The organism is Streptomyces sp. C36, from assembly GCF_040932295.1.
In the GTDB taxonomy this organism is placed as follows: Bacteria; Actinomycetota; Actinomycetes; order Streptomycetales; family Streptomycetaceae; genus Streptomyces; species Streptomyces triculaminicus.
This window is the reverse complement of record NZ_JBFQGI010000013.1, coordinates 118,409-132,228: the sequence shown is the minus strand read 5'-3', so window position 1 is coordinate 132,228 and position 13,820 is coordinate 118,409. Positions and strand designations below refer to the sequence as shown.

Below are 13,820 nucleotides of genomic sequence, written 5' to 3'. Positions count from 1 at the left end.
TGTCCTGGCCCTTGTAGAAGACCTCGCCGGAGGTGGCCGTCTCCAGGGTCATCAGCAGCTTGGCGACCGTGGACTTGCCACAGCCGGACTCGCCGACGATGCCGAGGGTCTCGCCCTGGTAGAGGTCGAAGGAGACGCCGTCGACGGCCTTGACCGCGCCGACCTGCTTCTTGAAGAGGATGCCCTGGGTCAGCGGGAAGTGCTTGACCAGGTTGCGCACCTGCAGGATCGGCTCGCCGCGCTCGACCGGGGCGTCGAGGACGGCCTCGACCTCGGCGGTCGTGCTCGCGTCGCTGACCTCGACCTCGGAGACGTTCGGAGTCGCGTCCACGGCCTCTGACTTCTTGCTGTTCTCAGCCATGGATCGTCTCCTTCCAGAAGTGGCACGCGCTGCCGCGGCCGGCCAGCTCCGCGCCGTCCTTCTCGGTGACCTGGTGCAGCGCCGGGATGTCGGTGCGGCACAGGTCCGTGGCCTTGGGGCAACGGGGGTTGAACGCGCAGCCGGTGGGGATGTGCAGCAGGTTGGGCGGCAGACCCTTGATCGCGTAGAGCTCCTGGCCCTTCTGGTCCAGGCGCGGGATCGAGTCCAGCAGGCCGCGGGTGTACGGGTGCGCGGGCCGCTTGTACAGCTCGTTCACCGGGGCGGTCTCGACGATCCGGCCCGCGTACATCACCGCGATCTTGTCGGCGACGTCGGCCACCACGCCCAGGTCGTGGGTGATCAGGATGAGACCCATGTTGTACTCGCGCTGCAGCTCCGCGAGCAGGTCCATCACCTGCGCCTGGACGGTCACGTCCAGGGCCGTCGTCGGCTCGTCCGCGATGATCAGGTCCGGCTCCAGCGCCAGCGCCATCGCGATCATGATGCGCTGCCGCATACCGCCCGAGAACTGGTGCGGATAGTCGTTGACGCGCTCCTTGGCCGCCGGGATGCGCACCCGGTCCATCAGGTCGATGGCCTTGGCCTTGGCCTCCTTCTTGGAGAGGCCCTGGTGCACGCGGTACATCTCGCCGAGCTGGTAGCCGACGCTGAGCACCGGGTTCAGCGAGGACAGCGCGTCCTGGAAGATCATGGCGATCTTGCTGCCACGGATCTTCCGGCGCTCCTCGCCGGACATCTTGAGCATGTCCTGGCCGCGGAAGAGGATCTCGCCCTGCGGGATCTTCCCCGGCGGCATGTCGAGGATGCCCATGATGGCCTGCGCGGTCACGGACTTGCCGGAGCCCGACTCGCCCAGCACGGCGAGGGTCTCGCCCGCGCTGACCGAGTAGTTGACGCCGTTGACGGCCTTGGCGACGCCGTCCCGGGTGTGGAACTCCACGTGCAGGTCGCGGACTTCCAGCAGGGGAGCGGTGTCGTCCCCGGCCCTCGGCTCGGGAACGTTCGCGGTCTTCTCCATAGTGGTCACGTACGCCTCCCTCAGCGCAGCTTGGGGTCGAGGGCGTCGCGCACCGCGTCGCCGAGCAGGATGAACGCGAGCACCGTGAGGCTCAGGAAGCCTGCCGGAACGAGCAGGGTGTGCGGGGCGTCGCGCAGCTGGGGCTGACCGGCGGCAATGTCGACGCCCCAGGAGACGACCGGGTCCTGCAGGCCGATGCCGAGGTACGACAGGGTGGCCTCGGTGGAGATGTAGCCTCCGAGCGCGATGGTGGCGACGACGATCACCGGCCCGATGACGTTGGGCAGGATGTGCCGGAAGAGGATCCGGCCCGTGCCCGCGCCCAGCGCCCGTGCGGCCGTCACGAAGTCGGCCTGCTTCTGCGTGATGACCGCGCCGCGCATGACGCGGGCGATCTGCATCCAGCCGAAGGCGGCGAGACCGAGCGTCACGGTCCACACCGTGCGGTGGGTGAACGCCTGAAGCAGCGTCAGGCCACCGAGCAGCAGCGGGATGCCGAAGAAGATGTCGGTGACGCGCGAGAGGAGGCCGTCGACCCAGCCGCCGAAGTAGCCGGCGAGCATTCCGACGAGGCCACCGAAGAGGGTGACCGCGAGGGTCACGCAGACGCCGACGATGATCGAGGCACGGGCGCCATGGACCGTGCGGGCGTAGACGCTCTGGCCCTGGATGTTGTAGCCGAACCAGTCTTCTTGGAAGAAGTGCGTCCAGTTCGGGGCACCGAGGAAGTGGTTGCGAAGGTCGGCCTGGCGGGGGTCCACGTCGGTGAAGAGTGTGGGGAACGCCGCCATGGCGATGAGGATGACCAGCAGCACGCCGGAGGTCCAGAACAGCCAGCTGCCGCGGAGCTCACGCCAGGCGTCCTGGCCGAGGCTACGGGGCTTGTTGCCGCTGTCCTTCTTGTCCGCCATCGAAGCGAGTTCGGCAACGGCGGCGACGTCTGTGAGCGAGGCGTCCACGCTCACACTGGCGGAGGCCACCTGCTGGGGCTTGTTGTCAGGCATAACGGATCCTCGGGTCCAGGACGGCGTACAGCAGATCGACGACCAGGCTGCTCACGAGGTAGACGAGCACGAGCACGGTCACGATGCCCACCACGGTGGGGCCTTCACTGGTCTGGATGGACCGGAAGAGCGTGTTGCCCACGCCCTGGATGTTGAAGATGCCCTCGGTGACGATGGCGCCGCCCATCAGCATGCCGAGGTCGGTGCCGAGGAACGTGACGACAGGAATGAGGGAGTTGCGCATCAGGTGCACCCCGATGACGCGCTTGCGCGGCAGGCCCTTGGCCACGGCGGTGCGCATGTAGTCGGCGCGGAGGTTCTCCCCCACGGTGGTGCGCGTGAGCCGGGTGACGTACGCCAGCGAGAGTGCGGCGAGCACGATGGCCGGGATCATCAACTGACCGAGGTTCTCGGAGTCCTGGACTGTCGGCGTGATCACATGCCACTTCAAGCCCAGCAGGAACTGGGTGACGAAGCCGATGACGAAGACCGGGATCGAGACCACGATCAGGGTGAGCACGAGCACGAACTGGTCCAGGAACTTGCCGCGCTTGAGGCCCGTGACGACGCCGAGCGCGATGCCCACGACGACCTCGAAGGCGAAGGCCAGCAGGGCCAGTCTGATGGTGACGGGGAAAGCATCAGCCATCAGGTCGGCGACCGGGCGGCCGGTGAAGCTCTGTCCGAAGTCCCCCTTGAAGAGGCCGGAGAGATAGTTCCAGTACTGCTCGAGCAACGGCTTGTCGAGGCCGTACTGGTGGCGCAGTCTCTCGACCGTCGCCGGGTCGGCCGCCTTGGGGCCGAAGAGCGATTTGACGGGGTCGCCAGGCAGCGAATACACCATCAAGAAAATGAGCAAAGTGGTCCCGATGAAGACCGGGATCATCTGGAGCAGTCGCCTCGCGACAAAGCGCCCCATGGTTCCTCCTGTCGCCGACGGGGCCCGGCAGCCGCCCCCGTGTTCCTGTGGGAGGAGGGCGGCCGCCGGGCCTTACGTCACTGCAAGCCTGTCCCGGTTACTTCTTGACCTCGACGTCGGTCCAGATCGCCTGGCGGAAGGAGTCGAACTTCACGTTCTGCACCTTCTTGGAGTAGCCGGCGAGGGTGTGGTCGAAGAACAGCGGGATGGAGGGCATGCTCTCCTGGAGGATCTTCTTCTCGGCCTCGGCGTAGAGCTTGTTCGACTCCTCGATGGTCTTGGCCGCGTCGGCCTTGTCCATCAGCTCGTCGACATCCTTGTTGCTGAACTCCATGTCATTGGCACCGGCCTTGGTCCGGTACTGCGCGGAGATGAAGTTCTGGATGTTCGGGAAGTCCTGCACCCAGGCCATGCGGAAGGCGCTCTTCATGTGGCGCTCGGTGATGTCCGTGCGGGCCTGCTGGAAGGTCGGCTTCGGGTCGGTCACGCACTCGACGCCGCCGTTCTGACGGATGTCGTTGCAGACCGCGTCCGCCCACTCCTTGTTGGCGCCGTCGGCGTTGTAGGTGAGGGTGACCTTGTTGCCCGGAACGCCGCCGCCCTCCTTGATGAGCTCCTTGGCCTTGGTGGGGTTGAACTTGCAGAACTCACCACAGGAGTTGGCCTGGTAGCCCTCGACGACCTTCGGGGTGATGCCGTCGGCCGCGTCCTTGCTGCCCTTGAGCGCGGTCTTGGCGATGGTCTCGCGGTCGATCGCCATGGACAGGCCCTGACGGACCTTCACCTTCTCCGGCTTGCCCCAGTCGCCCTCGTACAGCGGGAAGGAGATGTTGGTGTTGCCACCGAACATCTGGCTGATGGCGCGCTTGCCCAGGTCGTTCTTGAACTGGCCCGCCATGGAGTTGGGCACCTGATACATGATGTCGAGCTTGTCGGAGACGAGGTCGTTGTAGGCCGCGTCGTCCTTGTTGTAGAACTTGAAGATGACGCCGCCGTTCTTCGGCTTGTCGTCACCCTTGTAGTCGGCGAACTTCTTGGTCTTGAACTCGACCTTGTGCGACCAGTCCCCGTCCATCTGGTACGGGCCGTTGCCGATCGGGTGCTCGCCGAACGCCTTGGTGTCCTTGTAGAACGCCTTGGGCAGCGGGGAGAAGGCGTCGTAGAAGAGCTGCTCCTTGAAGGTGGAGACAGGCTTCGTCAGCTCGATGGTGAACTCGAGGTCGCTGACGACCTTCAGGCCCTCCAGCTTGTCGGCCTTCGGGTCGCCCTTCTCCGGGTGGACGTCCGCGTAGCCCTTGATCGGCTCGAACCAGGAGGCGTTCAGCTGGGCGTTCTTGCCGTTGGACGCCCAGTTCCACGCGTCGACGAAGGACGCGGCGGTCTGCGGCTCGCCGTTGTGGAACTTCCAGCCCGGCTTCAGCTTGACGGTGAAGTGCTGGTTGTCCGAGGACTCGATGCTCTCGGCCGCCTCCATGCGCAGCTTGGACTTCTCGTCGAAGCCCACCAGGCTGCGGAAGAGGTTCTTGACGATGTAACCGCCGCCGACCTCATTGGTGTTGCTCGGAATGATGGGGTTCTGCGGCTCGACGTTGTAGTACGTGTAGGTGCCGTCGGGGTTGACAGCAGCGTTGTCGTCCCCACTGTCACTTCCACCGCCACCACAGGCCGTAGCTGTCAGCGCAACGGCAGTGGCCATCGCGACCCAGGTAGCGCTCTTGGCACCGCGCATGGGAATGCCCTCCTCATGAGTCCACTATCACTACAAGATGAGGCGCCGGCCCCACGCTGACACCCCTGACAGCGGAGACGGAACCGGCACCTCGAGTGTGCTCGTGAGTCGGCGCTCCCCAACAGCGCGTGACCCGTTGACCCGAGCTCAGTGAACCCAACTATTGGGTACGACCGCCCTTTAAACCACACTTATAGGGTCTCGCTTTGGTCACATCGATCACCTCGCGAGGTTCGAAATCCGGACAAACGCAGTGCAGACAGACACCTACGAAACGGACTGTTAACACGACATCCGGCGCGCGGAGCGCGTTATCCGGACACGGGAACGCCGAAGGCCCGGCACCCCGCGTGCTGCGGGGTGCCGGGCCTTCGGCGGAAAGGGTCAGCGCTTGGCCGGAATAGGTCAGCGCTTGGCGCGGGAAGCGGTGCGGCCGCGCTCCTTCTGGTCCAGGACGACCTTGCGGATGCGGACCGCCTCCGGGGTCACCTCGACGCACTCGTCGTCGCGGCAGAACTCCAGGGACTGCTCCAGCGACAGCTTGCGCGGCGGGACGATCGCCTCGAAGGAGTCGGCGGAAGAAGAGCGCATGTTGGTGAGCTTCTTCTCCTTGGTGATGTTGACGTCCATGTCGTCGGCGCGGGAGTTCTCGCCGACGATCATGCCCTCGTACACCTCGGTGCCCGGGTCGGTGAACAGCACGCCGCGCTCCTGGAGGTTCGTCATCGCGAAGGCGGTGACGGCACCGGCGCGGTCGGCGACCAGGGAGCCGTTGTTACGGGTCTTGAGCTCGCCGAACCACGGCTCGTGGCCCTCGTGGATGGAGTGGGCGATGCCGGTGCCGCGGGTGTTCGTCAGGAACTCCGTACGGAAGCCGATCAGGCCACGGGACGGGACGACGAACTCCATGCGGACCCAGCCGGAGCCGTGGTTGGACATGTTGTCCATGCGGCCCTTGCGGGTGCCCATGAGCTGCGTGACCGCACCCATGTGCTCCTCGGGCACGTCGACCGTGAGGCGCTCGACCGGCTCGTAGGTCTTGCCGTCGACCTGCTTGGTGACGACCTGCGGCTTGCCGATGGTCATCTCGAAGCCCTCGCGGCGCATCTGCTCGACCAGGATGGCCAGCGCCAGCTCACCACGGCCCTGCACCTCCCAGGCGTCGGGGCGCTCGGTGTCCAGGACGCGCAGCGAGACGTTACCGACCAGCTCGCGGTCCAGACGGTCCTTGACCTGGCGGGCGGTGACCTTGCGGTCCTTGACCGCGGACTTGGCGTCCGCGCCCTTGCCCGTGCCACCACGGCCGACCAGCGGCGAGGTGTTGGTGCCGATGGTCATGGAGATCGCCGGCTCGTCGACCGTGATCAGCGGCAGCGCGATCGGGTTCTCCGGGTCGGCCAGGGTCTCGCCGATCATGATGTCGGGGATACCGGCGACGGCGCAGATGTCACCCGGGCCGGCCACCTCGGCGGGCTTGCGGGTGAGGGCCTCGGTCATCATCAGCTCGGTGATGCGGACGCTGGAGACCGTGCCGTCACGCTTGATCCACGCGACGGTCTGGCCCTTGCGCAGCTCGCCCTGCTCGACGCGGAGCAGCGCGATACGGCCGAGGAAGTTGTCGGCGTCGAGGTTGGTGACGTGCGCCTGGAGCGGCGCCTCCTCCTCGAACGTCGGGGCCGGGACGTGCTCCAGGATGGTGGAGAAGAACGGCTCCAGGTTGGTGCTGTCCGCGGGGACGGTGCCGTCCTCCGGCTTGGTCAGCGAGGCGACGCCGTCACGGCCGCAGGCGTAGACGATCGGGAACTCGATCTGGTCCTCGTCGGCGTCCAGGTCGAGGAAGAGGTCGTACGTCTCGTTGACGACCTCGTCGATCCGGGAGTCGGGGCGGTCGGTCTTGTTGATGCACAGGATGACCGGCATCCGCTTGGCGAGCGCCTTGCGCAGCACGAAGCGGGTCTGCGGCAGCGGGCCCTCGGAGGCGTCCACCAGCAGCACGACCGCGTCCACCATCGACAGACCGCGCTCGACCTCGCCACCGAAGTCGGCGTGGCCGGGGGTGTCGATGATGTTGATGGTGATCGGCTCGCCGCCGTCCTTGGGGTGGTACTTCACCGCCGTGTTCTTGGCGAGGATCGTGATGCCCTTCTCGCGCTCCAGGTCGTTCGAGTCCATGACTCGGTCGTCGACGGAGTCGAGCTGGTGGGCGGCGAAGGCGCCGGCCTGCTTGAGCATGGCGTCGACGATGGTCGTCTTGCCGTGGTCGACGTGGGCGACGATGGCGACGTTACGAATGTCGTGGCGCGTGGGCATACTGGCGGCGCTTCTCCCGGAATCGTGGATGGCGGCGCGTACGGTCCGGCACGCGCGCCCTGCCGGGCAGAATCACGCCGCGGCCTCTTCCATGGTACGGGGCGCCGCCGCATTCGGCCGCCCAGGGCCGGGAGCACCCTGTGTGACCTGCGGTTATACCGTATCGATCAGGGGCTTCAGCGCAGGAATCCGAGGTCCTGGTAGCGCGGGGTCGCCAGTCCGAAGGCGCCGGCGTTGGCCACCTTCGCGCGGGTGCCCACCAGCTCCGGGCGCTGGTAGAGCGGGATGGCCGCGGCCACCGCCCAGATCCGGGCGTCGGCCCGGGCCATCAGGTCGTGGGAGACCTCCGGGTCCAGCTCGCTCGAGGCCTGGTCGAACAGCCGGTCGATCTGGTCCGTGCCGACGCGGGTGTAGTTCTGTTCGACGATCAGCGAGCCGTCGGCGGCCGGCTGGGGCTTGGCGAAGATCGGCCGGGCGTCGGTGGCGGGGTAGGCGCCGGTGGGCCAGCCGTAGAGGGCCAGGTCGAAGTCGCCGGAGGCGATGTGGTCCTTGAAGAAGCTCGCCTCGTCGACCTTGACGATCTCCGTGCGGATGCCGATGGCGTCGAGCTGGCGGGCGATCCGCTCGCCCACGGCCCGCAGCGGCTCGCCGCCGGCGCCCTTGGGCAGGACGAAGCGCAGCATCAGCTTCTTGCCGTCCTTGTAGCGCACCGGGGCGGCCACGGCCTTGCCGCCGGTGTCACGGGCGCCCTTGCCGTCCGTGCCGTCGGGCTGGTCGGCCTCGTCGTCGTCCGGCTGGGAGCTGTGCCCGTCCGCGGCCGTCCGGCTGGCCAGCGGGACGGCGGGCAGGCTGCCCACGGCCTTCTTCTGCGGGGCCGCGCCGTGCCCCTCCTTCCAGCCGGCGTCGGCGAGGAGGGCCTGGGCGGCCTTGGGGTCGAGGGAGCCGATGGCGGAGCTGGTGTCCGTGTAACCGGGCTGCCCGGCGACCAGGACGTGGCTGCCGGGGGGCGCGACGGGCAGCCCGAGCGGCTTGAGCACGTACTCGGCGATGGCCTTGCGGTCCACGGCGCGGGCGATCGCTCGGCGGACGCGCTCGTCGGCGAGCGGGCCGGAGGCGCCGTTGAGGGCGAGCTGGGTGTAGGCGGGCTCCAGGGAACGGCGCACGACCAGGCCGCGCAGGGCCGTCGCGTCGGCGGCGCGGGGCTTGTCGCCCTTGTTGTCGCTCCCGTAGCCGCTCTTGTTGTCGCTCCTGCCGCCGCCGAGGGACGGGGCGCCGGAGCTCGGCTGGCGGCCCTTGTCGGACCGGTCCTTCTTCTTCGCGGCGTTCGCCTTCGTGATGCGTTCGGCGGCGCCGGGGTTGATCTCGGCGATGTCGAGCCGGCCTGTCGCCAGCGCCTCGACGCGCTTGTCGCGCGGCACGGCCCGCAGCACCAGCCGGTCCAGCTTGGCCTTGTCCCCCCACCACCGGGGGTTGCGTACGAGCGTCAGCTTGCCCTGCTTGTCGTCGCGGGAGCCGACCGTGAAGGGGCCCGCGGCGAGCGGCGGCTGCTTGCGCGAGGCGTCGTTGAAGGCGCCGGGGGTGCCCATGACCGACCTGGGGTAGAGCGGGGTGAACAGCGAGGTCCAGTCGGCGTAGTTCTTCGCGAAGGTGACCTTGACCTCCCGCTCGGTGGCCCCGCGCTCGACCCGGTCGATGCGGTCGTAGCCGACGTGGTGCGCGGCCCAGAAGGCGCTGTCCTTGCCGCGCAGCGCCTTCCACTGGGCCTCGAAGTCGGCCACGGTGACGGCGGTGCCGTCGCTCCATACGGCCTTGGGGTTGAGCCGGTAGACCACGACCTGGCGGGGCTCGCGCTGCTTGACCTCGGCGGACGCCAGGTAGTCGGGGTCGCGGCGCGGGCGGCCGCGGCCGTCCAGGGTGAACAGGGTGGGCAGCACGGCCCCCGCGACCCGGTGGCCGGCGGCGTCCGCGTCGGTCTGGAAGGTGTTGTAGGTGGCGGGCAGCGCGTCCACGCCCCAGTTCAGGGTGCCCCGGTCGGCGACCTTGGCGCGCGGGGCGGCGGCGATGTCCTGGGCCACGGCCGGGGCGTCGTCGCCCCCGCCGGCGTCGCCCCCGCCGGCGCAGCCGGCCAGCACGGGCAGGGGCAGCAGCGCCGCCGCCGTGACGAGGACGGCGAAGCGGCGGGTGCGCCGCGTGGGCATGGACGACATGGGGTGCCACCTCCGCCGGGCGTCCGCCGCCCGTGCCGTGTGTGCTGCCGGTGTTGCCGCCCACTGAAGGCGAGAGCCCGCTCGAAGACATGCCGACACGTCGCCGCTCGCGGCCACGCCACCCACCTGGGGGAACGATCGGCGGCCGGCGGCGCCACGCGAGCGCGTTCCCCCGAAGGCCTGATCCCGACGGCTATCTTCCCCTCGAGGGGTGTGACGCGCGACACTCTCTGTCGCATGACCGGGCGCCACCCGCAATCGCCGAAGCGGAAGGCCACATCATGTCCGTTGAAGATGAACTGACCACCATTCAGCGCTGTCTCGACGATATGGACCGCTCGATCCGCCGGCTGGAGCAGCGGCTGGGCAAAGGCGGCCTGGAGGTGCGGCGGGTCCGCACGGATGCCGGACATCTGCGCGAGAGCGTCGCCCTTCTGCGTGGCAACGGCGCGGCCCGCCCCGCCGGCGCGTCCCGGCAGGCCATGGTGCTGATCCCCGACGCCCCGTACGACGCCTCGCTGTGGAAGGACGCGGAGGACGAGGGCCTCGGCTCCCGCGGGCACGCCCCCTGACCGCTCCCGGCAGCGGCGTCCCCCTTCGTCCCACTCCTCACCGGAGTCCCTCTTGGCCACTGGAACCGAACCCGATACCTCCGCGGCCGGGGATCGCTCCGCGCGCGGCGTCCACCACGCCACGCGCGCCGCGATCCCGGCCCGCCACCTGCGCCGCGACCGCTGGTGGCTGCAGCCCGCCGCCACGGCGGCCGGCCTGCTGGCGTTCATCGTCTACTCCACCTGGCGGGCCTTCGCGGGCAGCGACTACTACGCCGCCCCCTACGTCTCGCCCTTCTACTCGCCCTGCCTCGCGGAGAACTGCGCGGACATGCCCGGCGGCGCCGACTGGGAGATCGTCGGCTCATGGTGGGCCCTGTCGCCCGCCCTGCTGGTGCTGATCTTCCCGCTGGGCTTCCGGCTGACCTGCTACTACTACCGCAAGGCCTACTACCGGGGCTTCTGGGCCTCGCCCCCGGCCTGCGCGGTGCCCGAGCCGCACGCGAAGTACTCCGGCGAGAGCCGCTTCCCGCTGGTCCTGCAGAACATCCACCGCTACTTCTTCTACTTCGCGGTGCTGGTGGCGGGGGTGCTCACCTACGACGCGGCGCTGGGCTTCCGCGACGAGAACGGCGCGTGGGGCCATATGGGCCTGGGCACCCTGGTGATGCTCGCCAACATCGCGCTGATCTGGGCGTACACCCTCTCCTGCCACTCCTGCCGGCACATCGTCGGCGGGCGGCTGCGCACCTTCTCCAAGCACCCGGTGCGCTACCGCATGTGGACGTGGGTGAGCGTCCTAAACGCCCGTCACATGCAGCTCGCCTGGGCGTCCCTGGTGAGCGTGGCGGTCGCCGACCTCTATGTCTATCTGGTCGCCAGTGGCGCCTTCGACGATCCGCGCTTCTTCTAGGAGGCCTACTGATGACACGGGTGGACCGGCAGGCCTGGGACGTGGTCGTGGTGGGCGCGGGGGGCGCCGGGCTGCGCGCCGCCATCGAGGCCCGCGAGCAGGGGCTGCGCTGCGCGGTGATCTGCAAGTCGCTGTTCGGCAAGGCGCACACGGTGATGGCCGAGGGCGGCATCGCCGCCTCCATGGGCAACGTCAACAGCAACGACGACTGGCAGGTGCACTTCCGCGACACGATGCGCGGCGGCAAGTTCCTCAACAACTGGCGGATGGCCGAGCTGCACGCGCAGGAGGCCCCCGACCGGGTGTGGGAGCTGGAGACCTGGGGCGCGGTCTTCGACCGCACGCCCGACGGGAGGATCTCGCAGCGCAACTTCGGCGGCCATGAGTACCCCCGCCTCGCGCACGTGGGCGACCGTACGGGCCTGGAGCTGATCCGCACCCTCCAGCAGAAGATCGTCTCGCTGCAGCAGGAGGACGAGCGCGAGTACGGCGACTACGAGGCGCGGCTGAAGGTCTTCCAGGAGTGCACGGTCACCCGTGTGCTCAAGGCCCCGTCCAAGAGCGGCTCCGCCGCGGGCGGCAGGGTCTCCGGGGTCTTCGGCTACGAGCGCGAGTCCGGGCGGTTCTTCGTCCTCGAGGCGCCGTCCGTGGTGCTGGCCACCGGCGGCATCGGCAAGTCGTTCAAGGTGACCTCGAACTCCTGGGAGTACACCGGCGACGGGCACGCGCTGGCGCTGCTGGCGGGGGCACGGCTGATCAACATGGAGTTCGTGCAGTTCCACCCCACGGGCATGGTCTGGCCGCCCTCCGTCAAGGGCATCCTGGTCACCGAGTCCGTCCGCGGCGACGGCGGGGTGCTGCGCAACAGCGACGGCAAGCGGTTCATGTTCGACTACGTCCCGGACGTCTTCAAGGAGAAGTACGCGGAGTCCGAGGCCGAGGGCGACCGCTGGTACACCGACCCCGACCACAACCGCCGCCCGCCCGAGCTGCTCCCCCGCGACGAGGTGGCACGGGCCATCAACGCCGAGGTCAAGGCCGGGCGGGGCTCCCCGCACGGCGGGGTGTTCCTGGACGTCTCCACCCGGATGCCCGCCGAGGCCATCCAGCGCAAGCTGCCCTCGATGCACCACCAGTTCAAGGAGCTGGCGGACGTCGACATCACGGCCGAGCCGATGGAGGTCGGCCCGACCTGCCACTACGTGATGGGCGGCGTCGAGGTCGACCCGGACACGGCGGCGGCCGTCGGGGTGCCGGGGCTGTTCGCGGCGGGCGAGGTCGCGGGCGGCATGCACGGCTCCAACCGGCTGGGCGGCAACTCCCTCTCCGACCTGCTGGTCTTCGGCCGGCGCGCCGGGCTGCACGCGGCCCGCTACGCGGCCGCCTTCGCCACCGGCGCGGCGCCCGCGGTGGCGGAGGCGGACATCGAGCTGGCCGAGGCGGAGGCGCTGCGCCCGTTCGGCGCGGAGGCCGCCGGGAACGCCTCCGGGGGCGTGGCCGAGAACCCGTACACCCTGCACCAGGAGCTGCAGCAGGCCATGGGCGACCTGGTCGGCATCATCCGCAGGGCGAGCGAGATGGAGGAGGCCCTGCACCGCCTGGCCGGGCTGCGGGCGCGGGCCCGGCGGGCGGGCGTGGAGGGGCACCGGCAGTTCAACCCCGGCTGGCACCTGGCCCTGGACCTGCGCAACATGCTGCTGGTCAGCGAGTGCGTGGCGCGGGCGGCGCTGGAGCGCGAGGAGAGCCGGGGCGGGCACACCCGCGACGACCATCCGGGGATGGACCGGCGCTGGCGGCGGGTCAACCTGGTCTGCCGGCTGGCCGACGAGTCCGCCGAGCCCGCCGCCGCCGACTCGGTCCTCGGGCTGATCCGGCTGGAGCGCCTGGAGACGCCGCCGATCAGGGGCGATCTGCTGGAGCTCTTCGAGAAGGAAGAGCTGAGGAAGTACCTGACCGACGAGGAGCTCACGTCATGAGTTATCAGGCCCGCTTCAAGGTGTGGCGGGGTGATGCGGACGGCGGCGGTCTCGTCGACTACGAGGTCACCGTGAACGAGGGCGAGGTCGTCCTCGACATCATCCACCGTCTGCAGGCCACGGCCGCGCCCGACATGGCCGTGCGCTGGAACTGCAAGGCGGGCAAGTGCGGCTCGTGCAGCGCGGAGATCAACGGCCGGCCGAGACTGATGTGCATGACCCGGATGTCGGTCTTCGACCCGGCCGAGACGATCACGGTGACGCCGATGCGGGCGTTCCCGGTCGTACGGGACCTGGTGACGGACGTGTCGTACAACTACGCCAAGGCCCGCGAGGTGCCGTCGTTCGTGCCGCCCGCGCACCTCAAGCCCGGCGAGTACCGGATGCACCAGGAGGACGTGGGCCGGGTGCAGGAGTTCCGTAAGTGCATCGAGTGCTTCCTGTGCCAGGACACCTGCCATGTGGTGCGTGACCACGAGGAGAACAAGACGGCCTTCGCTGGGCCGCGCTTCCTGATGCGCGTGGCCGAGCTGGACATGCACCCGCTGGACGCGGCGGCCGAGGAGGGCCTCGACCGGCGGCGCGGAGCGCGCGAGGACCACGGGCTGGGGTACTGCAACATCACCAAGTGCTGCTCGGAGGTCTGCCCCGAACACATCAAGATCACCGACAATGCGCTGATCCCGCTGAAGGAACGGGTCGTCGACCGGTCCTACGATCCGCTGGTCTGGCTGGGGAACAAGATCCTCCGCCGGGGAGCCGAACACGCTCCGTAGTAGCTCAGGCCCTCCCGGTAGCGGGTCGGCCATTC

At 69.0% G+C, this 13,820-nt stretch carries 11 protein-coding genes; 4 read left to right on the top strand and 7 right to left on the bottom strand.

The features are described 5' to 3' along the window. The 7 genes from AB4K12_RS30325 to AB4K12_RS30295 form a co-directional block, all read right to left on the bottom strand. Positions 1 to 361, bottom strand: a 361-nt coding sequence (locus AB4K12_RS30325; RefSeq protein ID WP_368437917.1) for an ATP-binding cassette domain-containing protein, incomplete at its 3' end; no start/stop codon positions are given. After that, the gene (locus tag AB4K12_RS30320; RefSeq protein WP_362251856.1) at positions 354 to 1,409 is read right to left on the bottom strand and encodes an ABC transporter ATP-binding protein; all 1,056 of its coding nucleotides are present in this window, start codon (positions 1,407 to 1,409) and stop codon (positions 354 to 356) included. The genes AB4K12_RS30320 and AB4K12_RS30325, both read right to left, overlap by 8 nt. A gap of 11 nt (positions 1,410 to 1,420) precedes the next feature. Further along, complete coding sequence (locus tag AB4K12_RS30315) at positions 1,421 to 2,311, bottom strand: ABC transporter permease (protein WP_368437924.1); 891 nt, start codon at positions 2,309 to 2,311, stop codon at positions 1,421 to 1,423. A gap of 85 nt (positions 2,312 to 2,396) precedes the next feature. Continuing rightward, the gene (locus AB4K12_RS30310; RefSeq protein WP_368437915.1) at positions 2,397 to 3,323 is read right to left on the bottom strand and encodes an ABC transporter permease; all 927 of its coding nucleotides are present in this window, start codon (positions 3,321 to 3,323) and stop codon (positions 2,397 to 2,399) included. Between the two features lie 97 nt (positions 3,324 to 3,420). Next, positions 3,421 to 5,052 carry an ABC transporter substrate-binding protein gene (locus tag AB4K12_RS30305; RefSeq protein ID WP_368437913.1) on the bottom strand — a complete coding sequence of 544 codons (1,632 nt, stop codon included), beginning with the start codon at positions 5,050 to 5,052 and terminating at the stop codon, positions 3,421 to 3,423. A 405-nt stretch (positions 5,053 to 5,457) separates the two neighbouring features. After that, positions 5,458 to 7,362, bottom strand: coding sequence for a translational GTPase TypA (gene typA, locus AB4K12_RS30300; protein WP_368437911.1), 1,905 nt, complete (start codon positions 7,360 to 7,362; stop codon positions 5,458 to 5,460). Between the two features lie 176 nt (positions 7,363 to 7,538). After that, positions 7,539 to 9,569 carry an ABC transporter family substrate-binding protein gene (locus tag AB4K12_RS30295; protein WP_368437909.1) on the bottom strand — a complete coding sequence of 677 codons (2,031 nt, stop codon included), beginning with the start codon at positions 9,567 to 9,569 and terminating at the stop codon, positions 7,539 to 7,541. Between the two features lie 281 nt (positions 9,570 to 9,850). On the opposite strand from AB4K12_RS30295, the gene AB4K12_RS30290 reads away from it, so the two are divergent. Genes AB4K12_RS30290 through AB4K12_RS30275 form a run of 4 tightly spaced genes read left to right on the top strand, consistent with a single transcriptional unit; the run spans position 9,851 to position 13,785 of the window. Further along, the gene (locus tag AB4K12_RS30290; RefSeq protein WP_086572027.1) at positions 9,851 to 10,141 is read left to right on the top strand and encodes a hypothetical protein; all 291 of its coding nucleotides are present in this window, start codon (positions 9,851 to 9,853) and stop codon (positions 10,139 to 10,141) included. A 52-nt stretch (positions 10,142 to 10,193) separates the two neighbouring features. Continuing rightward, on the top strand, positions 10,194 to 11,033 hold the full coding sequence (locus tag AB4K12_RS30285; protein ID WP_086572025.1) for a hypothetical protein: 840 nt from the start codon (positions 10,194 to 10,196) through the stop codon (positions 11,031 to 11,033). An 11-nt stretch (positions 11,034 to 11,044) separates the two neighbouring features. Next, positions 11,045 to 13,009, top strand: a complete 1,965-nt coding sequence (locus AB4K12_RS30280; protein WP_368437907.1) for a fumarate reductase/succinate dehydrogenase flavoprotein subunit — start codon at positions 11,045 to 11,047, stop codon at positions 13,007 to 13,009. Beyond that, positions 13,006 to 13,785, top strand: a complete 780-nt coding sequence (locus AB4K12_RS30275) for a succinate dehydrogenase/fumarate reductase iron-sulfur subunit (protein ID WP_368437905.1) — start codon at positions 13,006 to 13,008, stop codon at positions 13,783 to 13,785. The genes AB4K12_RS30280 and AB4K12_RS30275 overlap by 4 nt, the downstream gene beginning before the upstream one ends. Positions 13,786 to 13,820 lie beyond the last annotated feature (35 nt).